The sequence below is a fragment of the Kineococcus gypseus genome (assembly GCF_050871305.1).
In the GTDB taxonomy this organism is placed as follows: Bacteria; Actinomycetota; Actinomycetes; order Actinomycetales; family Kineococcaceae; genus Kineococcus; species Kineococcus gypseus.
On sequence record NZ_JBJLRD010000003.1, the window covers coordinates 48938 to 69593 of the forward strand.

At 77.6% G+C, this 20656-nt stretch carries 16 protein-coding genes and 1 pseudogene; 8 read left to right on the forward strand and 9 right to left on the reverse strand.

The window, feature by feature from the left end:
* Positions 1-10 precede the first annotated feature (10 nt).
* Both ACRYMN_RS01545 and ACRYMN_RS01550 read right to left on the reverse strand, forming a co-directional pair.
* A pseudogene (locus tag ACRYMN_RS01545) lies at positions 11-677 on the reverse strand (response regulator).
* On the reverse strand, positions 674-1819 hold the full coding sequence (locus tag ACRYMN_RS01550) for a sensor histidine kinase (RefSeq protein WP_432491255.1): 1146 nt from the start codon (positions 1817-1819) through the stop codon (positions 674-676). Before ACRYMN_RS01550 ends, ACRYMN_RS01545 begins: the two are co-directional and overlap by 4 nt.
* Before the next feature lie 301 nt (positions 1820-2120).
* On the opposite strand from ACRYMN_RS01550, the gene ACRYMN_RS01555 reads away from it, so the two are divergent.
* The 3 genes from ACRYMN_RS01555 to ACRYMN_RS01565 all read left to right on the forward strand — a co-directional run bounded on the left by ACRYMN_RS01555 (position 2121) and on the right by ACRYMN_RS01565 (position 5337).
* Positions 2121-3038: a CPBP family glutamic-type intramembrane protease gene (locus ACRYMN_RS01555; RefSeq protein WP_432491257.1), complete on the forward strand. Its 918-nt coding sequence runs from the start codon at positions 2121-2123 to the stop codon at positions 3036-3038.
* Between the two features lie 68 nt (positions 3039-3106).
* The gene (locus tag ACRYMN_RS01560) at positions 3107-4138 is read left to right on the forward strand and encodes a glycoside hydrolase 5 family protein (protein WP_432491259.1); all 1032 of its coding nucleotides are present in this window, start codon (positions 3107-3109) and stop codon (positions 4136-4138) included.
* 182 nt (positions 4139-4320) lie between these two features.
* Positions 4321-5337 carry a hypothetical protein gene (locus ACRYMN_RS01565; RefSeq protein ID WP_432491261.1) on the forward strand — a complete coding sequence of 339 codons (1017 nt, stop codon included), beginning with the start codon at positions 4321-4323 and terminating at the stop codon, positions 5335-5337.
* 38 nt (positions 5338-5375) lie between these two features.
* Here ACRYMN_RS01565 and ACRYMN_RS01570 read toward each other — a convergent pair whose 3' ends face one another.
* Positions 5376-7679 (reverse strand): ATP-binding cassette domain-containing protein, encoded by a 2304-nt coding sequence (locus tag ACRYMN_RS01570; RefSeq protein ID WP_432491263.1) that lies wholly within the window; start codon positions 7677-7679, stop codon positions 5376-5378.
* Positions 7680-7837: 158 nt separating this feature from the next.
* Positions 7838-8554 (reverse strand): alpha/beta hydrolase, encoded by a 717-nt coding sequence (locus ACRYMN_RS01575; protein WP_432491265.1) that lies wholly within the window; start codon positions 8552-8554, stop codon positions 7838-7840.
* A gap of 122 nt (positions 8555-8676) precedes the next feature.
* Between ACRYMN_RS01575 and ACRYMN_RS01580 the strand changes: the two genes are divergently transcribed.
* Complete coding sequence (locus ACRYMN_RS01580; RefSeq protein WP_432491267.1) at positions 8677-9315, forward strand: dihydrofolate reductase family protein; 639 nt, start codon at positions 8677-8679, stop codon at positions 9313-9315.
* 51 nt (positions 9316-9366) lie between these two features.
* Here ACRYMN_RS01580 and ACRYMN_RS01585 read toward each other — a convergent pair whose 3' ends face one another.
* Positions 9367-10191, reverse strand: a complete 825-nt coding sequence (locus tag ACRYMN_RS01585; RefSeq protein ID WP_432491269.1) for an aldo/keto reductase — start codon at positions 10189-10191, stop codon at positions 9367-9369.
* Between the two features lie 149 nt (positions 10192-10340).
* On the opposite strand from ACRYMN_RS01585, the gene ACRYMN_RS01590 reads away from it, so the two are divergent.
* On the forward strand, positions 10341-11516 hold the full coding sequence (locus ACRYMN_RS01590) for a hypothetical protein (protein ID WP_432491271.1): 1176 nt from the start codon (positions 10341-10343) through the stop codon (positions 11514-11516).
* Here ACRYMN_RS01590 and ACRYMN_RS01595 read toward each other — a convergent pair.
* The 3 genes from ACRYMN_RS01595 to ACRYMN_RS01605 form a co-directional block, all read right to left on the reverse strand.
* A complete protein-coding gene (locus ACRYMN_RS01595) occupies positions 11441-12397 on the reverse strand; it encodes a hypothetical protein (RefSeq protein WP_432491273.1) in 957 nt (318 codons plus the stop codon). The two genes, ACRYMN_RS01590 and ACRYMN_RS01595, sit on opposite strands and share 76 nt — an antisense overlap.
* On the reverse strand, positions 12394-13644 hold the full coding sequence (locus ACRYMN_RS01600) for an RNase A-like domain-containing protein (protein ID WP_432491275.1): 1251 nt from the start codon (positions 13642-13644) through the stop codon (positions 12394-12396). The genes ACRYMN_RS01595 and ACRYMN_RS01600 overlap by 4 nt, the downstream gene beginning before the upstream one ends.
* A gap of 112 nt (positions 13645-13756) precedes the next feature.
* Positions 13757-15079, reverse strand: a complete 1323-nt coding sequence (locus ACRYMN_RS01605; protein WP_432491277.1) for an MFS transporter — start codon at positions 15077-15079, stop codon at positions 13757-13759.
* A gap of 115 nt (positions 15080-15194) precedes the next feature.
* Here ACRYMN_RS01605 and ACRYMN_RS01610 point away from each other — a divergent pair, with 115 nt between their 5' ends.
* Both ACRYMN_RS01610 and ACRYMN_RS01615 read left to right on the forward strand, forming a co-directional pair.
* Positions 15195-16094 (forward strand): LysR family transcriptional regulator, encoded by a 900-nt coding sequence (locus tag ACRYMN_RS01610; protein WP_432491279.1) that lies wholly within the window; start codon positions 15195-15197, stop codon positions 16092-16094.
* A gap of 85 nt (positions 16095-16179) precedes the next feature.
* The gene (locus tag ACRYMN_RS01615) at positions 16180-17268 is read left to right on the forward strand and encodes a hypothetical protein (RefSeq protein ID WP_432491281.1); all 1089 of its coding nucleotides are present in this window, start codon (positions 16180-16182) and stop codon (positions 17266-17268) included.
* Here the strand turns inward: ACRYMN_RS01615 and ACRYMN_RS01620 are convergent.
* Entirely contained in the window at positions 17232-18761 is a 1530-nt protein-coding gene (locus tag ACRYMN_RS01620) for a hypothetical protein (RefSeq protein WP_432491283.1), read from the reverse strand. The genes ACRYMN_RS01615 and ACRYMN_RS01620 overlap by 37 nt on opposite strands.
* Before the next feature lie 139 nt (positions 18762-18900).
* Between ACRYMN_RS01620 and ACRYMN_RS01625 the strand changes: the two genes are divergently transcribed.
* Complete coding sequence (locus ACRYMN_RS01625; protein WP_432491285.1) at positions 18901-20643, forward strand: amidase; 1743 nt, start codon at positions 18901-18903, stop codon at positions 20641-20643.
* The last annotated feature ends 13 nt before the right edge of the window (positions 20644-20656 follow it).

Sequence of the window (20656 nt, forward strand, 5' to 3'; positions counted from 1 at the left end):
CGCGGGCGCCTCAGCCGCCGACGTCGACGACCCGGTTCTGGTAGGCCCACACGACGGCCTGCAGGCGCGAGCGCACCCCGAGCTCGGGCATCATCCGCGCCAGGTGGGACTTCACGGTGGAGACCTCCAGGTGCAGCGCGCGGCCGATCTCCTCGTTGGACATCCCCTGCGCCAGGTGCGCGAGGACCTCCAGCTCGCGCGCGGTCAGCAGCTCGCCGGCGCGGGCGGCCGTCACCGGCTGGGTGCGCCGGCGCGCGAGCATCTCCGCGACCACCCGCTTCGTCAGCGTGTCCGCCAGGGTCCCGTTGCCGGCGGCCGACGGAGCGCACGGCGTCGACCACGGTGGCCGGCTCCGCGTCCTTGAGCAGGAAGCCGGACGCGCCGGCCTCGAGCGCGCCGAAGAGGTGCTCGTCCACGTCGAAGGTGGTCAGGACGAGCACCGGGACCGGGTCGGTCACGCCGGGCCCGCACAGCTCGCGCGTGGCGGTGATCCCGTCGGTGCCGGGCATGCGCACGTCCATGCAGACGACGTCGGCGCGCAGCCGCCGGGCGGCCTCGACCGCCTGCGCGCCGTCGGCGACCTCGGCGACGACCTCCAGGTCCGGCTCCAGGCCCAGCAGCGCGCCCAGCCCCGCGCGCACCAGCGGCTGGTCGTCGGCGACCACCACGCGGATCACCGGACCGCCCCCTGCGCGCGCGCCGCCTCCCGCGGCTGCCCCGCCCCCCGGTGGGTGGGCACGTCCAGCGCGACGCGCCAGCCGCCGCCGGGCTCGGGGCCGGCGCTCAGCCGGGCACCGGTCAGCTCGGCGCGCTCGCGCATGCCGACCAGGCCCAGCCCCCCTCCCGGGCGCTGGTCCCGCCCGGGCCCGGGCGGCGCGGCGGAGGCCGGCGGGGGGACCGGCGCGGGGCCGTTCACGACGCCGACCCGCAGCACGGCCGGGTCCCGGGCGTCCAGGACGACCTCGCAGCGCGCCCCGGGCGCGTGGCGGACGACGTTGGCGAGGCACTCCTGCACCATGCGGAAGGCGGCGAGCTGGGCGAGCGGCCCGATCGCCCCCCACCGCCCGGCCGGGTCGCCCAGGAGGGTGAGGCTCGCGTCGACGCCCGCCGCGCGGGCGCGCTCGACGAGCGCCGGCACCGCCGCGAGCGCCTCCACCGGGCGCGCGGTGTCCTCGGGGGCGTCGCGCAGCAGGCGCACGAGGGCGCGCAGCTGGTCGAGCATCGCGGAGGTCTCGGTCCGCACCCGCTGCACGGCCGCCTTCGCGGCGGCGGGGTCGACGTCGATCTGGCGCCCGATCGCCCCGGTCATCACGGCGATGCCCGACAGGTGGTGCGCGGCGATGTCGTGCAGCTCCCGGGCCATGGCCGCGCGCTCGCGCGCCACGGCCGCCTCCACGCGGGCGTCGTGCTCGCGGGCGAGCGCCTCGACCTGCCGGGCGCGGGCCCGCGCCGCCTCCCGCCGCGAGCCGACGACGACGCCCGCCGACGCCGGGAGCGCGACGACCACGAGCGCCTGGGCGAGGGGGGCGCCGAGCCGCACGAGCAGCGGGGCGCCCTCGGCGGGCTGGGCGAGCAGCGTCCCGGCGCCGACGAGCACCGCGGCGGCGCCCAGGACCGGCAGGGCGCGGCGCAGCGTCCCGGCGGGCGTCCCGGCGAGCGTGGCCGAGCAGGCGGCGACGAGCACGGCGAGGGTGGTGGTGCCGACGAGCTCACCGAGCCCGGCCAGGGCCGCCACCGGCACGCCGGCGGCCACGAGAGCGAGGACCGCGCGCGGGTGCGCGCGGCGCCGTACCAGGGCGAGCGCCTGCGCGACGACCACGGCGACGCCCGACCACCACGGCGACGCCCGACCACCACGGCCCGCTGCCGGGCGCGGGGACGGGGCCTGCGACGTCGGGGTCCGCCCGCACCGCGGGCACGAGCAGGAGCAGCGCCGCGACGGCGAGCAGGCAGGTGACGCCCGCGACGACGACGTCGCCGCGGGTGGGTGTCCGGCGCAGCGGCATGGCGCCATCCTGGCAGCGCCGCGCACCGCGGGCCGTGGTCCTTTCGATGCAGGTGCGCAGGTTCCCGCTCCCGCCGCTCGAGCGGCACCGGCCGCCACGACCAGGCTCGGCCCCGTGACCACCGCCTCCGCCACCGCCGCGCACCGGCCGCGCACCGGCGGCCCCCTGGCCCCCGTGCGCGCCCACCCCCTCGTCAGCTTCTTCGTCCTGGCGAACGCCACGAGCTGGATCGCCTGGACCCCCTACGTGCTGTCCCGGCACGGCCTGGGCCTGTGGGACCTGCGCTTCCCCGAGGTCCTCAGCAGCAGCCAGATCCTCGGGGTGCTGCCCGGCGCCTACCTCGGCCCGATCGCCTCGGCGCTGCTCGTCACCGCCGTCGCCGACGGCCGGGAGGGGTTGCGGCGCTGGACGAGCCGGATGTGGCGCTGGCGGGTGCGCTGGCACTGGTACGCCACCACGCTGCTCGGGGTGCCCGCGGCGATGCTGCTCACCGGGTTCGCCTTCTCCGGCGGGCGGGTCAGCGCACCGTCGCTGCTCGCGGTCTCCGCGTACGTCCCGGCGCTGCTGGTCCAGGTGGTCACCACCGGTCTCGCGGAGGAACCCGGCTGGCGCGACTTCGCGCTGCCCCGCCTGCAGGACCGGTTCGGCCCGCTGGCCGGCTCGATGGTGCTGGGTCCGTCCTGGGCGCTGTGGCACGGCCCGCTGTTCCTGACGGAGTGGGGCGGCTGGCCGCACGCGCACTGGTCGCGGCCGGTGGCGTTCGTGGTGTTCTGCCTGGCGTTCAACCTGGTGATGACGTGGGTGTTCAACAGCACGGGGCAGAGCCTGCCGCTGGCGGTGCTCGCCCACGTCAGCGTCAACAACTTCGCCTCCGTCCTGTGGACGGACCTCTTCCCCACGATCGACGAGGACCGCGCGATGGTGGCGATGGCCTCCGGGGCGGTGGTGGCCGCCGTCGCGCTCCTCGTCGCCACGCGGGGACGGCTGGGGCTGGCCGGGCCCCGCGCGGTCGCGACCCGGGCCGGCGGGTGAGCGGGAGGGCGGGTGCTGCAGCTAGCCTGCCGGGGCACCGGTCGGCGGGAACCCAGGGAGCACAGGCGATGGAGCCCAGCGAGGTCCACGGTTTCAACTACGCCGGTTCGTGGGGGTCCTCGGGCCTGGACCTGTGGGAGCACCACGACCACGGCCGGATGGCGGTGGAGGTCGCCCGCGGCAAGGCGGCGTTCCCGGGCTGGAACACCGCCCGCTGGTGGCTCTCGCACGAGGCGTTCCAGCGCGACCCGGCGCGGTTCCTGGCGAACCTCGACGCCGGTCTCGGCCTGTTCGCCGCGCACGGCATCGCGGTCGTGCCGGTGCTGTTCAACCGCTGGCGCGACCCGGTGTGCGACTTCGGCGGCGTGCCGCTGGACCACCTGCTCCCGCACGCCAGCGCCTGGAGCCGCGCCGACGACCTGTTCGCCGACCCGGCGGCCGACGGCGACGCGGTCGCGCCGGTGCAGCGGATCCTGCGCCGGTACCTGGTGGAGGTGGTCGGCGCCCACGCCGGCGACGAGCGGGTCTGGGCCTGGGACCTGTGCAACGAGCCGCTCATGGGCGCGTACGTGCACGACGAGCGCAGCCCGCTGCGCGTGGCCGAGCTGCGCTGGCTGGCCTGGTGCCGCGGCGTGGTCCTGGCGGCCGGGGCGCGCCAGCCGCTGACGATCGGGAACTACGCCGACGTGGCGGCGCTGCGCGCCACCGAGCCCCTCAGCGACGTCCTCGGCTTCCACCCGTACTGGATGTGGCAGGGCGTCGGCCCGGAGACGCACGTGCACACCCGCGCCGGGTTCGAGGCGTACCTCGACGAGTGCGTCGCCTTCGCCCGCTCGGTGGGCAAACCCCTGTACGCCAGCGAGACGGTGTGGGGCGCGCGCGACGACGCCACGCACGTGGAGGTGATGCGCTTCACCCTCGGGCGGCTGCGCGAGCGCGGCATCGGTTTCACCGTGCACGCCCTGCACCACAGCGGCGTGGCCGACCTGCACCGCGACGAGTTCGGCCCGGTCGGGCACCCCGAGTGGCTGCACTTCCTCGACGCGGACGGCAGCGTGCGCCCCGGGCACGAGGCGTTCAACGAGTTCGCCCCCGCCTGAGCCACCCCTGCGCCCGCCCCGCCCCGGCGTTAATCCGCGCGGGGGTTCACGCTGCGGTACTAGCGTGCTGCCGTTCATCACCCGCCGCAGCGGCGGGTGAGGACGCCCGCGAGGGGACCGGGGGGAACGCGGTACCCCTCTGCCGCGGGCCCACCACCAGCGCACCACGCGAGGGGGCACCTGTGAAGCGCACCGCACGCACCACGGCCGCTCTGGCCGCCGCACTCGTCCTCGTCGGGGCACCGCCCGCGACGGCCGCCGGCCCGGCGGGACCGCCGGGCACCGCGGGGACGGCCGCGGACCCGAGCCCCGTGCCGGTCGAGGGCCCGGCGGTCAGCCTGGGCACGGAGTTCACGGGCCTGAGCGACGGCGACCTCGTCGCGGGCAACCGCCTGGTCGAGGGGCGCCTGGGCGCGATCAGCCGCGCCTGGGCGTGGCAGGAGGGGGAGCTGACCGACATCGGCCCCTTCGACGGCGAGGGTTCCACCCGCGCCACGGCGGTGGGCGCCGCCGGTCAGGTCCTGGGCACCAGCACCTCCCCGAGCACCGACGAGGTCGGTTTCCTGTGGCAGGACGGCGCCGTGCGCGCCCTGGGCACCGGCCAGGACCGCTTCGTGCCGGTCGACGTGGACGACGCCGGCCGCGTCCTGGGCACCGGGACCACCGCCGACGGCGCGCGCCGCGCCATGCTCTGGCGCGACGGCGCCCTGACGACGCTGCCCGCCCCGAGCGGGTGCACGCAGACGTACGCCACCGCCCTGGACGAGCGCGGCACCGCCGTCGGCACCTGCTACGCCGGCACCGAGCGCCGCTACGCCCTGTTGTGGCAGGACGCCGGGCGCCGCGTGCGCGCGCTCGACCCGTCCATGCGCGTGCTGGACGTCGACGGTCGCGGCCGGCTGGCCGGGCAGGACCTGAGCACGCAGCGGGCCACGGTGTGGGCGCCGCGCGGTCGCGGCGGGTGGCGGGCGCTCGACCTCGGCGCCGCGCCGGGCGCGAGCGCGGAGGACTTCGGCCGGGACGGCGAGGTGGCCGTGACGGAGCCGGACGCCGGTGGTGCGGGTTCGCGCGTGCTGCTGTGGCGGCACGGGCGGCTGAGCGCCCTGCCCGGCGGCGAGGGCTACGAGGCCGTGGCGGCCAACGCGCTCGGTCACGTGCTGGGCGCCTCGTACGGCAACCCAGCGCTGCTCTGGCGCTGAAGGGGCGGGGGCGGTGACCACCGGGTCACCGCCCCGCCTCACCCGCCCAGGGCGGCGGCCAGGTGCTCGCCGGTGAGGGTGGAGCGGGCGGCGGCGAGGTCGGCGGGGGTGCCCTCGAAGACGACGCGCCCGCCGTCGCGGCCGGCGCCGGGGCCCAGGTCGAGCACCCAGTCCGCGTGCGCGACGACCGCCTGGTGGTGCTCGACGACGACGACGGAGGTGCCGGAGTCGACGAGCCGGTCCAGCAGGGCCAGCAGCTGCTCCACGTCGGCCGGGTGCAGCCCGGCGGTCGGCTCGTCGAGCACGTACGTGCCGCCGGGCCGGCCCAGCTGCGCGGCCAGCTTCAGGCGCTGGCGCTCCCCGCCGGACAGCGTCGTCAGCGGCTGGCCCAGCGTCAGGTACCCCAGCCCGACGTCGGCGAGGCGCTCCAGGACGGCTCGCGCGGCCGGGGTGCGCGCCTCACCGGCGCCGAAGAACCCCAGCGCCTCGCCGACGGGCATGGCCAGGACCTCGCTGATGTCGCGCCCGCCGAGGCGGTGCTCGAGCACCGAGGCGCGGAACCTGCGGCCCTCGCACTCCTCGCACGTGGCGGCCGCGCCGGTGACGACCACCAGGTCGCTCTGCACGACGCCGGCGCCGCCGCACGCCGGGCAGGCGCCCTCGGAGTTCGCGCTGAACAGCGACGCGCTGACGCCGTTGGCCTTCGCGAACGCCTTGCGCACCGGGTCCAGCAGCCCGCTGTAGGTGGCCGGGTTGCTGCGCCGCGAGCCGCGGATCGGGCTCTGGTCGATGCTCACCACGCCCTCGCGCCCGGCGATCGAGCCGTGCACGAGGGAGCTCTTGCCCGAGCCGGCCACCCCGGTGACGGCGACGAGCACCCCGAGGGGCACGTCGACGTCGACGTCGCGCAGGTTGTGGCTGCGCGCGCCGCGCACCGGCAGCCACCCGGTGGGCTCGCGCACCGACGCCTTGAGCACGGGGCGGTCGTCCAGGTGCCGGCCGGTGGCGGTGCCGCTGGCGCGCAGGCCGTCGACCGTGCCCTCGAAGCAGACGGTGCCGCCGGCCGAGCCGGCGCCCGGGCCGAGGTCGACGACGTGGTCGGCGATGGCGACGACCTCGGGTTCGTGCTCGACGACGAGCACGGTGTTGCCCTTGTCGCGCAGGCGCAGCAGCAGGTCGTCGACGCGGCGCACGTCGTGCGGGTGCAGCCCGGTGGTCGGCTCGTCGAAGACGTAGGTGACGTCGGTGAGGGCCGAACCCAGGTGGCGCACCACCTTCGCGCGCTGCGCCTCGCCGCCGGAGAGCGTGCCGGTGGGGCGGTCCAGGCTGAGGTAACCCAGCCCGATCTCGACGAAGGAGTCCAGGGTGCGCTGCAGCGAGGCCAGCAGCGGCGCCGCGGACGGCTCGTCCAGCTCGCGCACCCACCCGGCGAGGTCGCTGATCTGCATCGCGCACGCGTCGGCGATGCTCACCGCCCCGATCCTCGAGGAGCGCGCGGCCTCGCTGAGCCGGGTGCCCTCGCACGCGGGGCAGGTGGTGGAGGTCACCGCGCGCTCCACGAAGGCGCGCACGTGCGGCTGCAGGGCGCTGACGTCCTTGGAGAGCATCGACTTGCGGATGCGCGGCAGCAACCCCTCGTAGGTCAGGTTGATGCCCTCCACCTTCACCTTGGTGGGCTCGCGGTGCAGCAGGTCGTGCAGCTCGCGCTCGGTGTAGTCGCGGATCGGCTTGTCGGGGTCGAAGAACCCCGAACCGGCGTAGATGCGCCCGTACCAGCCGTCGGCGCTGAAACCGGGGATCGTGAACGGTCCCTCGCTCAGCGACTTCGACGCGTCGTAGAGCTGGGCGGGGTCGATGTCGTCGACGCGCCCGGTGCCCTCGCAGCGCGGGCAGGCCCCGCCGGTGACGGTGAAGCTGCGCTTCTCCTTCACGGTGGTGCCGCCGCGCTCGAACGTGACCGCGCCCGAGCCGCTGATCGAGGCGACGTTGAAGGAGTACGCCTGCGGCGGCCCGGCGCTGGGCCGGCCGAAGCGGCTGAACAGGATGCGCAGCAGCGCGTTGACGTCGGTGGCCGTGCCCACCGTCGAGCGCGGGTCGGAACCCATCCGCTCCTGGTCCACCACGATGGCGGGCGTCAGCCCCTCCAGGACGTCGACGTCCGGGCGCGCCAGCGGCGGCAGGAACCCCTGAACGAACGCGCTGTACGTCTCGTCGATCATGCGCCGCGACTCCGCGGCGATCGTGCCGAACACCAGGGAGCTCTTGCCCGAGCCGGACACGCCGGTGAACACCGTCAGCCGGCGCTTGGGGATGTCCACGACGACGTCGCGCAGGTTGTTCACGCGCGCGCCGTGCACGCGGATCAGGTCGTGGCCGTCGGCCGGGTGCGGTGCGGGGGGCGGGGACGCTGCCGTGGGAGGAGACGCTGCCGGGGGTGGGGGCGACGTCGCGGCCCTGCGCGTGCTCACCCGTGCGATCGTGCCACGCGCGGCCCGGCCCGTCACGACCCCGCCGCCGTCCGGTCCGGTCGCTCGGCGTGGCCGGCGAGGAGGGCGGCCAGCGCCACCGGCCGGCTCAGGACGACGCAGTGGCCCGCCTCGACCTCGTCCGGTGCCGCGAGGCCGAGGCGCTCGGCCGCCACGCGGCGCTGCACCGCGGGCGGCAGGAAGCGGTCGCGGGTGGTGACGACGTAGCGAGCCGGGATCGGAGGCAACGAGGCCGCCGGCCACGGCGCCCGCCCGAGCCGCGCGCTCGTCGGCCGCTCCCGGGCCAGGGCCTCGCGCGCCAGGTCCGCCGGGACGTCGTGGTGGAAGGTGACCAGGGGGTCCGGGTGGCCGGTGAGGCCGCCGTCGGCGCGGGCGGCCCCGGCCACCGCCGCGCGCCAGCCGACGGCGCCGAACCACTGCTCCGCGCTCTCCCCCGGCCGCGGCACCATCCCCGCCACGAACACCTGCAGCGCCGCGCCCAGCCGCTGCGCCACCAGCGGCACGAGGAAACCGCCGCTGGAGTGGCCGACCACCACCACCGCGCTCCCGCCGCCGGCGCCGTGGACCGCCTGCACGACCGCGTCGACGCACTCGTCCCACGTCGCGTCGTCGCGGTCGTTCGGCAGGTCCGGGGCGACGGCGTCGTGACCGCGCTCGCGCAGGGCTCGCTGCACGAGGTGCCACGCCCAGCCGCCGTCACCGGAGCCGTGCACCAGCGCGAAGGTCGTCACACCGGTCCGGACCCGCGCCGCGACGCGAACTCATCGCCGGGAACTCATCGCACCTCCGGTGAGTCCGCCGGCGCCGGCGGGTCCACCCCGCGACGGGCAGGACCGGCGCGCGGGAGGACGACGTGGGACTCATCGAGATCGAGCTGTTCGCGACCCTGGACCTCGTCGGGCAGGCGCCCGGCGGGCCCGGGGAGGACCCCGAGGGGTTCGCGTTCGGCGGGTGGCAGGCGCCCCTGCTCGACGAGGTCGCCGGGGCGCAGGTCGCCGCCGCGTACGAGGGCACCGACGCCCTGCTGCTCGGCCGGCGCACGTACGAGATCTTCGCCGCCCACTGGCCGCACCAGGAGGGCGGCGGGGACGGCGGGATCGCCGCGCTCTTCAACCGCGTTCCGAAGTACGTGGCCTCGCGCGGGCGCCCGCAGCTGCCGTGGGCCGGGTCCGTGCAGCTGAGCGCGGACCTGGCCACGGCGGTGCGCGGGGTGCGCGAGCGGCACGAGCACGTCAAGGTCGTCGGCAGCCTGGACCTGGTGCAGACCCTGCTGCGCGAGGGGCTCTTCGACCGGCTGGACCTGTGGGTGCACCCCGTGGTGCTCGGCGTGGGCAAGCGCGTGTTCGCCTCCGGGGCGGTGCCCACGGTGCTCACGCTGCTCGAACCGCCGGCGGCCGGTCCCAGCGGCACCGTGCTGCTGCGCTACGCCCGTGCCGGGGGGACGCCCGCCACCGGGGACATGGGCGCCCCCGACCGCGGCGTCCGCCGCTGACGCCGCGCGGCCGGGTCGTGGCCCGGCTGCGCGGGCGGCGCTCCCCGGGGCTCAGCCGAACGTGTCGGGGTCCGGGCCGGTGCGCTCGTCGCGGTTCAGCGCGCTGATCGCGGCGACCTGCTCGTCGGTGAGGGTGAAGCCGAGCACGTCGATGTTGCTGCGCACGCGCGCGGGCGTGACGGACTTGGGGATGACGACGTTGCCCAGCTGCAGGTGCCAGCGCAGCACGACCTGCGCGGGCTCCTTGCCGGTCTCGGCGGCGACGCGCGTGATCACCGGGTCGGAGAGCAGCTCGCCGCCCCTGGCCAGCGGGCTCCACGCCTCGGTGGCGATGCCGTGCTCGGCGTTGAAGGCGCGCAGGTCCTCCTGCACCAGGTACGGGTGCAGCTCCACCTGGTTCACGGTGGGGACGATGCCGGTCTCGTCGATGAGCTTGCGCAGGTGGGTCTTCTGGAAGTTCGAGACGCCGATGCTGCGGATGCGCCCCTCGCGCTGCAGCTCCGCGAACGCCTGCCACGTCTCGACGTAGTCGTCGCGCTGGGTGGGCCAGTGGATGAGGTACAGGTCCAGGTACTCCAGCTGGAGCTTGGCCGTGCTCTCGTCGAAGGTGCGCAGGGTGCGGTCGCGGCCGTGCTGCTCGTTGGGCAGCTTGGTGGTGACGAACACCTCCTGGCGGGGCACGTCGCTGGTGCGCAGGGCGTCGCCGACACCGGCCTCGTTGCCGTAGCCCGCGGCGGTGTCGACGTGCCGGTACCCGGCCTCGAGGGCGTCGAGGACCACCTCGGCGGTGCGCTCCTGGGGCACCTGCCACACGCCCAGGCCGATCTGCGGCATCTCGACGCCGTCGTGCAGGGTCACGCTCGGGACTGCGCTCACGCGGGTTCCTCCTCCTGGCCGCGGTCGTTCCACGGCTCGCGGCGAGGCTACGGCGGCGCCGGTCGCCCCGCGCGGGCTGCGGGTGCCGCGCGCGCCGGGGTGCTCGCCGGCTGCGGGGACGTGTCGGGGGCGGCGGTCACGATGCCGGGGTGCGCCCGCCCACCTCCGCCGGCAGCCGGTCCGGCAGCGGGCCGGTGGCGGTCGTGCACGCCCTGTGGGTGCGCCCGGGGCGGCTGCTGTGGTGGGTCGAGCGCGGCGGGCCGGCGGTGCCGCAGGCGGTGCACGTGCCCGCCGGGGCGGACGACCCCGCCCACCCCGGCGCCCTGCGCAGCGGCCAGCGCGCCGCACTGCTGCGCTCCGGCCTGGCCGGGGAGACCCTGCACGGGGTGCTGGCCGGGCCCACGCGCTGGGTGCCCGCCCTGCTGCCGGTGCGCGACGGGGTGCCGGTGCCCAGCCCGGACGCCTTCGCGCGGGTGCCGGGCCCGCGCCGCCACCCGGCGCCGGTGGAGCTGGGCGTGGTGCAGCTGCCGTGCACCGCTCCCCCGCTGGGCGTCAGCGTCGAGGCCGTGCGCGCGGCCGGCCCGCGCGGCTGGCCGGGCGGCGGGCTGCTCGTGCCGGGCCGGGAGGTGCTGCACCTGGCCGCGCTGGTGCGCGACCTCGCCGCGGCCGCGGCCGCCTCCCCCGGCGCGGCCGGCGTGCCCGGCGCGGCCTGGCGGCGCCGGCGGGCGCAGACGCTGCCGGTGGTGCTGCGCGCGGCCGTGCCCGGGGACGGCGGCCCCACGCCCAGCGCCCGCCAGGTCGTCGACGAGGTCGTGCGCGCCGCGCTGCCGCACCTGCGCCGCGCGCCGCTGCCCGCGCCGGCGGCGGCCACCGCGCGGGTGGTGCTGCTCGTGGGCGGCCCCGCCGCCGAGCCCGGCGCCGAGCGCGCCGGCGCGGCGCAGGAGCCGCGCTGGTCGGTGGACGTGACGCTGTCGGTGGGCGGGGCCGCCCCGCTGCGCCTGGGCGAGGTGACCGGCGACCCGCTCGCCCTGGAGGCGCTGCGCGCCGGCCTGGCCCGCGCCGTCGGGGTGTGCCCGGCGCTGCGCACGGCGCAGCGCGACCCCGGCGACGCCGGGCGCCTGTGGCTGCCGGCACCGGTGGCCGCCGAGCTCGTCGAGCGCGGGCTGGACCTGCTGCACGGCGCCGGGGTGGCGGTGCTCGTGCCGCGCGAGGTGGTCGCCGACCTCGCCGCGGCGGTGCGCCGCGCCCGTCAGGCCCAGTCGAAGCGCCGGATCCGCCAGGACGTCCACCCCAGCCAGCGGCGCAGGTGGGGCGGCTCGGCGTAGCAGCCCAGCGCGGCGACCGCGGCGCGCAGGTCGGCGTCGTCCAGGAGCAGCAGCCCGTCGAGCTCGTCCGCGACGCGGTCGAGGAAGGCGGGCGCCTCGGCGATCAGGGCCTCGTCCTCCTCGTAGCAGGGCGTGTCCGCCAGGTCGGCGGCGTTGAACCAGCCGCCGAGGAAGGAGACCAGCGCCGGCCAGCGCACGCGCCAGCCCGCCGCGCGCGGGTCCTCCGACGGGTCGGTGGCGTGCACGGCGTGCACCTCGGCGGCGGGGCCGGCGTCCCCGGCGTCCAGGCGGTGCAGCACCACGGCGGCGCGGGTGCTGTCCACCCCGTCCAGCACCGCCCTCCCGTCCCCCTCGGGGTCCAGCAGCACCAACTGCCCCACGACGGCGCCGACGTCGCCGGCCAGGTGCAGTCGGCTTCCCCCGGCGGGGTCGGCCAGCCACGCCCGCTCCCGCTCGCGGTGCCGCTCGCGCAGCACGCGCGCGGCGCGGTGCAGCGACTCGGCGGTGCCGGCGGCCGAGTCGTGCACCCGCCACGGGTACGGCCACGTCGGCAGCGCACCGCGCGGCAGGACCGTGGCGGGCTCCTCGAGGGCCTCGCGCAGCCGCTCGACGTACCAGGCCGTCCACACCAGCCACGAGCTGCCGTCCGGCGGGTCCCAGCTGTCGGCACCGAGGTTCAGCGCGACGGTGCACATCGCCTCCTCGGTGACCACCCCGGCGGTGGCGCGGCGCCACAGGTCCAGCGTGGCGACGATCGTCTCCGGGGCCGTGCGGGAGAGCTGCCGCTCGATGGCCTCGCGCGGCGAGGTGGTGGCGAGGACGTCCATGTCGTGGCCCACTGCCCACGAGAGGACGGGGTCGCGGTCGAGGCGGTCGGTCAAGGGTGCTTCTCCCGGTCGAGGAACGAGGTGACGATGAAGGGTGTGCCGCGCTCGTCGCGGCGCAGGCGGACCACGGCCTGCTCGGCGGGTACGCGCCGGAAACCGGTGCTGTCGCGGACGAGCACCGTGCCCGCCGACGCGTCGACCGGCACCCGCAGCTCGACGTCCTCCCCCGCGGCGAGGGCCCGCCGCACCCGTGCCTCGTTCTCGCGCAGCGCCGCGGTGATGGTGCGCTCGGCCGTCTCCAGGTCCACCCAGCGCGAGGCGGCCGGCGGCGGGGCGCCGCGCCCACCGCGCTTCCCGCCGAACCGGGTGCCGTTCACCAGCCGGTCCTGCAGGTAGGCGTCGTCCACGTCCACGTGCCGCTCCAGGGTGTGCCCGCGGCCGCGCCCCTCGCTGCGCGCGAGGTCGACGCCGGCGAGCATCTCGTCCAGCGTCTGCGGCAGCGGGTCCTCGTCGCGCCCGCGCGGGCGGTCGCCGCCGGGGCGGCCGGGCGCGCCCTCGACGGCCCGACCGAGGCCGCGCCCGGCCAGGCCGGCGCCGAGGCCGCCGGCGAGCGCGCCCCAGCGACCGGCGCGGGCGTCGTCCAGGTGCAGCGCCTCGGCGGCCGCCTCGCCGGGGTGCCGCAGGTCGTCGAGGACCTGCCCGGGCGCGGCGAGCAGGTCCTCGGCCCAGCCGTCGGCGTCCCAGGCCCAGCCCGCCACCGCGTACGCGGCCGCGGCGCCCTCGGCGACGAGGGCGCGGGCGGCGTCGGCGACGTGCTCACCGGCGGTGCGGGGGCGGTCGGCGACGTCGGCGACGAGGGCGAGCAGGCGCCGGGCCAGGCGCTCGGAGGAGTCGTCGTGGGCGGCGAGGACCTGCGCGCGGGTGGTGTGCCAGCGCTCCAGCTCCGCCCACGCGGTGTGGAAGCCCGCGGCGGTGGCCCCGGGGTCGCGGGTGCGCCGCTCGGCGTCGGCGATCGCGGCGTCGACGGTGCGCAGGCGCCCGGCGAGCATCCCCAGCTCGGCGGAGTGCTCCTCGATCGCGGTGGCACCGGCCGCGGCGGCGCGGGTGAGCAGGTCGACGTCGGCGAGGAGGTCGCGCACGCGGCCGTCGAAGCCGTCGCGCGCCGCCCCCCACCAGCCGCCCAGGCCGCCCAGGGCGGCGTCGACGTCGGCGCGGGCACCGGCCGCGGCGCCGGCGGCCTCCCGCGCCGCGCGCGCCGCGGCGTCGGCCGCCCACGGCGACAGCGTCGCCAGCTCGTCCACCCCCACCTCCCCGGTCGCGGGGACCGTAGGGAGGCGGGCGTCGGCTCAGCGGGCTCGATCCACAGCGCGAGCGCGGTGCCGGGCGGGGGTGGGCCTGTGGCTCCCGCGGCGCTCAGGCGGGCAGGGGCGCGCGGCGGCGCTGCACCGCCGGGCGCGCGGCGATCGCCGCTGCCACCGCGGCGGTGGCCACCAGCGGCACCAGCCCGCACAGCGCCAGCCCGGTGCGCGGCCCGGCGTGCTCGGTGACCCAGCCGACCAGCGGCCCGCCCAGGGGGGTGCCGCCCATGAACACCAGCACGTACAGGCCCATGACGCGCCCGCGGTAGGCCGGTTCGACCCACAGCTGCACCGAGGAGTTCGCGATGGCCTGGAACGCGAGGTTGCTCGCGCCCATGACGACGAGGACGACGAGGAAGGCGCCCAGCCCCGGCGCCAGCGCGGCGGCCGCCTGCGCCGCGCCGAACGCGGCGGCCAGCAGCAGGATCGTGCGCAGCCGCGTGCCGGTGCGCCCGCCGGCCAGCAGCGCCCCGGTCACGGAACCCACGGCGAGCACCACGTTGAACAACCCGTACAGGCTCGCGCCGCCGGAGAACGTCTCGTCGGCGGTGGCGGTGAGCACGACGGGGAAGTTCAGCCCGAACGTGCCGAACACCCCCACGAGCGCGATCGTCCACGCCACGTGCGGGCGCTCGGCCACGTGGCGCAGCGCCGAGCGCAGCTGGCCCTTGCGCTGCTGAGGCGGCGGGGTGCGCACCAGCTCGGAGGTGCGCAGGAAGAACCCCAGCGCGACCGTGGGGCCCACGCAGCACAGGGCGTTCGCGGCGAACGCCCACCCGGTGCCCACGGTGGCGATGAGCGCGCTGGCGACGGCGGGACCGACCAGGCGGGTCGTCTGGAACGTGGCGGCGTTCAGCGCGATGGCGTTGCGCACGCACCGCGCGGGCACCACCTCCCCGACGAACGCCTGCCGGGTGGGGTTGTCCAGCGCGACGACGAGGCCGCCGAGCACGGCGAGGACGTAGACGGCGGGCACGGTGATGCGCCCGCTGACGGTGAGCACCGCCAGGGCGCTCGCCACGACCGCGCTGCACAGCTGGGTGACGAGCAGGATGGTCCGCTTGGGGTAGCGGTCGGCGAGCATCCCGCCGTGCATCCCCAGCAGCAGGATCGGCAGGAACTGCAGCGCCATCGCGATCCCGACGGCGGCGGGCGAACCGGTCAGCTCCAGCACGAGCCAGTCCAGCGCGATGTTCTGCATCCACACGCCGGTGTTCGCGAACGCCTGCCCGGCCACGTAGACCCGGAAGTTGGGCACGCGCAGCGCGGCGAACGTGGCGCCGGTGCGGGGGCGGGAGCCGTCGAGGTGGCCGGGGGTCGAGGGGTTCGTCGTCGGGTTCGTCGCGCAGAGCGCTTCGGCGGAGGCCGGGGGTGTCACGATCAGCCCTTCGGGTGCTCGGTGTCCCCCCATCATCGGCGCGGCGCCGACGTGATCGCACGGTGATGGGCGGAGTATCAGTCATCACGTGTCGTGATGAGCGGGAGGAGGGGCCGTGGTGCTCCCGGGTCCGGGCGCGGGGTCGGCCTTCGACCCCGCGCAGCTGCGCTCGTTCCTGGCGGTGGCGCAGACGCTGTCGTTCACGCAGGCCGCCGCGCGCCTGGGGGTGCGCCAGTCCACCGTGAGCCAGCACGTGCGCAAGCTGGAGGAGGCCGCCGGCCGCGCGCTGGTGCACCGCGACACGCACACGGTGGCGCTGACCGCCGACGGTGAGGCGATGACCGGTTTCGCCCGCTCGATCCTGGCCGCGCACGAGCACGCCGCGGCGTACTTCCGCTCCGAGCGCCCGCGCGGGCGGCTGCGCATCGGCATGTCCGACGACCTGGCGCTGACGCGGCTGCCGCGCATCCTGCGCGAGTTCCGCACCGAGAACCCGCGCGTGGACCTGGAGCTGACCGTCGACCAGTCCGGCACCCTGCACCGGCGCCTGGAGAACGACCGGCTGGACATCTTCATCGGCAAGCGCCCGCGCGGCTCGGGCGAGGGCCAGCTCGTCAAGCGCGAGCGGCTGGTGTGGGTGGGCACCCCCTCCACCCGCCTGGACCTCTCCCAGCCGGTGCCGCTGGCGGTGTACCCCTCACCCTCCCTCAGCGGGGCGGCCATGCACGAGGCGCTCGAGCGCGCCGGGCTGGGCTACCGCAGCGCGTGCGTGTGCCGCGGCGTCAACGGCCTGATCGCCGCGGTCTCCGCCGGCATCGGCGTCTCGTGCCTGGCCGGCTCGCTGGTGCCGGTGCAGCTGAGCGCGCTGGGCCCGCAGCACCGCCTGCCGGAGCTGGGCTGGATCGACCTGGTGCTGCTGACCAACCCGCGCACGCGCGAGCGCCCGGCCTCGCGGGCGCTGGCGGCGGCGGTGCTCTCCAGCGGCCCCGGCGGGCTGAGCGCCTCGGCGGGCTGAGCGGGCACCGCACCCGCGCGCGCCCGGCCGCGCCGCTCGGTACGGTCGGGAGGGTGCCCGATGGACCCGCGACCCCCCGACCGCCGTGCCCCGCCTGAGCCGCGCGCTGCGCGTGGACCTCGTGCGCAGCGACGAGGGCGCCCGGCACCTGACGACGTTCGTGGTGGCGGCGGTGTGCACCGTGCTGCTGACGCGGCTGCTGCTGGCGCTGACCGGCTACCCGCGCATCGGCGGCGACAGCGGCCTGCACGTCGCGCACGTGCTGCCCGGCGGGCTGCTCATGGCGGTGGCCGCGGTGCTGCAGTTCGCGTACGTCGGCCGCGGCCCGCGCCCGGTGGCGGCCCTGCTCAGCGGGGTCGGCTTCGGGCTGTTCATCGACGAGGTCGGCAAGTTCGTCACCTCCAACAACGACTACTTCTACGAACCCGCCGCGGCGATCATGTACGTGGTGCTCGCCGGGCTGGTGGTGGGCGCCCGGCGCTGGCGCCGGCACCGCCCCCTGGACGCCGACGAGCGCGTCGCCAACGCCGCGCACGCCCTCGTCGACGGCATCGCCGGGCACCTGACGCCGCGCCAGCGCGAGGAGGCGCTGCGCGGCCTGGAGGGCCTGGACGGGCAGTTCGCCGCGCCCGAGCTGGGTGCGCTGCTGCGGCGGGTGGGACCGGCGCCGGTGCCGGTGCCGGCGCGCCTGGAGCAGGCGTGGGTCGGGGTCGGGCGCCTGTTCGACCGGCTGGCCACCTCCTGGTGGGCGCTGCCGCTGATGGGCGCCTGCCTGCTGGCGCAGGCGGCCGGTGCGGCGCTGGTGGCCGCGGGCGCGTGGGTCACCGGCCGCGGTCCCGGCACCGCCGGGCTGGGGGTGCTGGTGGGGGCCGGTGCGGCGCTGGTGTTCGCGCTGGCCGGGCTGGTGCAGGCCCGCCGGCGCGGGCGGCGCGCGGCGGTGGAGTCGTTCCAGCGCTCGGCGCTGACCTCGCTGCTGGTCACGCAGGTGTTCCTCTTCGCCGCCTCGCAGTTCGCCGCCACCGCCGGGCTGGTGGTGGACCTGGTGCTGCTCGGCCTGGTCAACGCCGACCTGGACCGGATGCGCACCCGCCGCGCCGCAGCCGCCGGTGCACCCGCGGGGGCGGGTGCCGGCGCGCCTCAGCGCGTCCACAGCTCCACGCGCACCGCGCCGTAGTCGCCCCCGAACTCCCGCTGCCGGCCCGCGCGCGCCGGCTGCACCCACCCGGCGAACACCTCCTCCCACGGGTCGTTGAGCACCAGCCCCACCAGCCACACGCGCCGGTGCCCGGCCAGCGCCGCGGCCCGCTCGCGCTCGGGCACGTCGTCACCGCCCACGGAGACGCTGACGTCGGTGTCGCGCAGCAGCAGCGCGTCGTCCAGGGGGGTGCCGGCGGGCAGGTAGTAGCGCACGTGCGGGCGGGTGGTGTTGCCCAGGAAGGCGACGGCGTCGCCCGGGCGGGCGCCGGCGGCCAGCACCGCCACGGCCGAGGTGATGTCGTCGGTGACGTAGGGGCGGGCGCGCTCGTGCAGCAGGTGCCCGCCCTGCCCGGCCACCAGCGCGCCGGCGGCCAGCACGGCGACGGCCGCGCGCGAGCGCGCCGTGCGCACCCGGGCGGCCAGGGCGCCGGCGCCCGTCCCGGCCAGCACGGCCAGCGCCGGGGCGCTCGCGGCGGCGTAGCGGGCGGAGAACAGCTGCCCTCCGGCGGCGGAGGCGGCCAGCGCGGCCACGGGGGCGACCGCCCAGGCCAGCAGGAGCAGCAGCACCGCCCGCTCGCCGCGCAGGTGTACCGCACCGGCCCCGACGAGCGCGAGCAGCACCAGGAGCACCGGCACCCCGGCCGCGTGCGCCGTCCACAGCCCGGCCGTGCGCGCCAGGACGGGGAAGTCCTCACCGATGCGGTTCGGCGCCTGGGAGAGGCCCGCGGCCACCAGCGCGGCGCTGACCGCCGCGGCCGGCAGCGCACCGAGCAGCACCCGCCGCCGGCCCGCGCGGCCGGGCAGGGCCAGGGCGACCGCCAGCAGCGCGGCCACCGCGGGCGCGCCGGTGAGCACGTGCAGCGCCGCGGCGAGCGTGGAGGAGACCACCCGCAGCACCAGCCAGCGCCGGCGCGGGCGTTCGCGCTCGTGCAGCAGCGCCAGCGCGGTGGCGCTCACGCACGCCAGCACCAGCGGGTACGGCCGCGCCTCCTGGCTGTGCTCGACGACCACGGGCGCCAGCGCGAACGCGGTGCCGGCCACGACGCCGGCGACCGCGCGCGCCCCGGGGGGGCTGCCCGGGCGCAGCAGCCGGCGGGCGATCAGGGCGACGAGCACCGCGGTGAGCACGGTGGCCAGCGCGCCGGGCAGGCGCAGCCACGCCTCCTCGCGCGAGAGCAGCACCCACGGGCGCACGAGCGCGTACCAGGGGCCCATGCCGGCGTCGGTGACCCGCAGCCCGCGCAGCATGACCGCGTAGGGGCGCTCGGCGGTGGCCAGCGTGTACACCTCGTCGCGCCACAGCGGCTTGGCGTCGTAGCGCCAGGCGGTGGCCGCCAGCGCCACCGCGGCCGGCACCAGCCAGGCCCACGGCCCGCCCAGCGCGCCGGGCCGCCACCACCTCCCGCGCGCACCGCGCTGCTCGCGCTCCGCGCGCTCGCCGGTCCCGCGCGCTCCCGTGCTGCCCGCCACCCGTCCTCCGCTCCCCCGCTCGCGCACCGGCCCACGTGTCACAGCGGAAACACAGGGGTAACCCCGGCGACTCACCGGCACCCTAGGTTCCAGCCGCCGGCGCCTCCGCCCGGTCCCCCTCGCACCGCTGGAGCCCCCCGTGCCCCGTACCCCCCGCACCACCCGCCGCGCCACCGCCGCCGCGGCCGCCGCCCTCGTCGGGCTGGCCGGCCTGGCCGCCGCGCCCGCCTCCGCCTCGAGCGGCGAGCGCGGGCGGGCGTGGCAGGAGCAGTCCTGGCAGGAGCAGTCCTGGCAGGAGGAGCTCGCGCCCGAGCTGCTGCACGCGCCGGTGGCCGAGCGCGCCGCCGCGACGGCCGGCGTGCGCGGGATCGACCTGGACGCGGCGACCATCCCGCAGCTGCAGGAGCGCATGGCCGCCGGCCGGCTGAGCGCCGTGCAGCTGACCCGCGCGTACCTGCGGCGCATCAGGGCGGTGGACCCGGAGCTGGGCGCGGTGCTGGCGGTGAACCCCGCCGCGCTGGCCGAGGCGCGCGCCAGCGACCGCCAGCGCCGCCGCGGCGGGCCGCGCGGGCCGCTGGAGGGCGTGCCGGTGCTGCTGAAGGACAACGTCGACGCGCAGGGCATGGCCACCACCGCCGGTTCGCGCGCGATGCTGGGCACGCGCCCCGACGACGCGACGCTGACCGCGAAGCTGCGCGCGGCCGGCGCGGTCGTGCTGGGCAAGGCGAACCTGTCGGAGTGGGCGAACTTCCGCGGCGACGGCTCCACCAGCGGCTGGAGCGGGGTGGGCGGGCAGACCGGCAACCCGTACGTGCTCGACCGCAACCCCTGCGGCTCCTCCTCCGGCTCCGGCGCGGCGGTGGCCGCCTCGCTGGCGCAGGTGGCCATCGGCACCGAGACCGACGGCTCGATCGTGTGCCCGGCCGGCGCCAACGGCGTCGTGGGCGTCAAGCCCACCCTGGGCCTGGTCAGCCGCGACGGCGTGGTGCCCATCTCCGCCGAGCAGGACACCGCCGGGCCGATGGCCCGCCACGCGGTCGACGCCGCCATCGTGCTGGACGTCATCGCCGGCGAGGACCCCGCCGACGCCGCCACGCTGGCCAACCCCGACACCGACGTGGACTACACCGACCTGGACGCCGACGCCCTGGAGGGCGCGCGCGTGGGCGTGTGGACGCTCACCGACGCCGAGCGCGAGGCCGTCGGCCCGGACACCGCCGAGGTCTTCGACCGCGCCGCCAAGGAGATCGAGGCCGCCGGCGCCACCACGGTGCCGGTGCAGCTGGACTACCTCGACCTCGTCGGGCAGAACGAGGGCCCCGCGCTGGTCTCGGAGTTCAAGCGCGACCTGAACGCCTACCTGGCCGCCACGCCCGGCGCACCCGCCGACCTCGCCGCGGTCATCGCCTTCAACGAGCAGGACCCGGTGGAGCTGGAGTACTTCGGGCAGGAGACGATGATCGCGGCCCAGGAGGGCGAGGTGCCCGCGGACGACGCGGCCGCGCGCGCCGCGCGCATCGTGGCCCGCTCCCTGGCGCGCGCCTCGATCGACGAGGCGCTGGCGCAGGGCCCCGGCGCCGAGGACGACCTCGACGCCGTCGTCGGCCTGACCGGCACCCCGGCGTGGAAGACGCGCTACCTGTCCGTGGACGGCGAGGCGGACCGCTTCGCGTTCGCCACCTCCACGCCCGCCGCGGTCGCCGGCTACCCGAACGTGGCGGTGCCCGCCGGGTTCGCCGGCCCGAGCGGGGCGCTGCCGGTGGGCGTGTCCTTCATCGGCGCGCAGTGGGACGACGCCGGCGTGCTGGAGCTGGCGTACTCCTTCGAGCAGGCCGTGCAGGCCCGGCGCGCGCCGGGCTACCTGCCCACGCTGGGCGAGTGAACCCGGGCTGAAT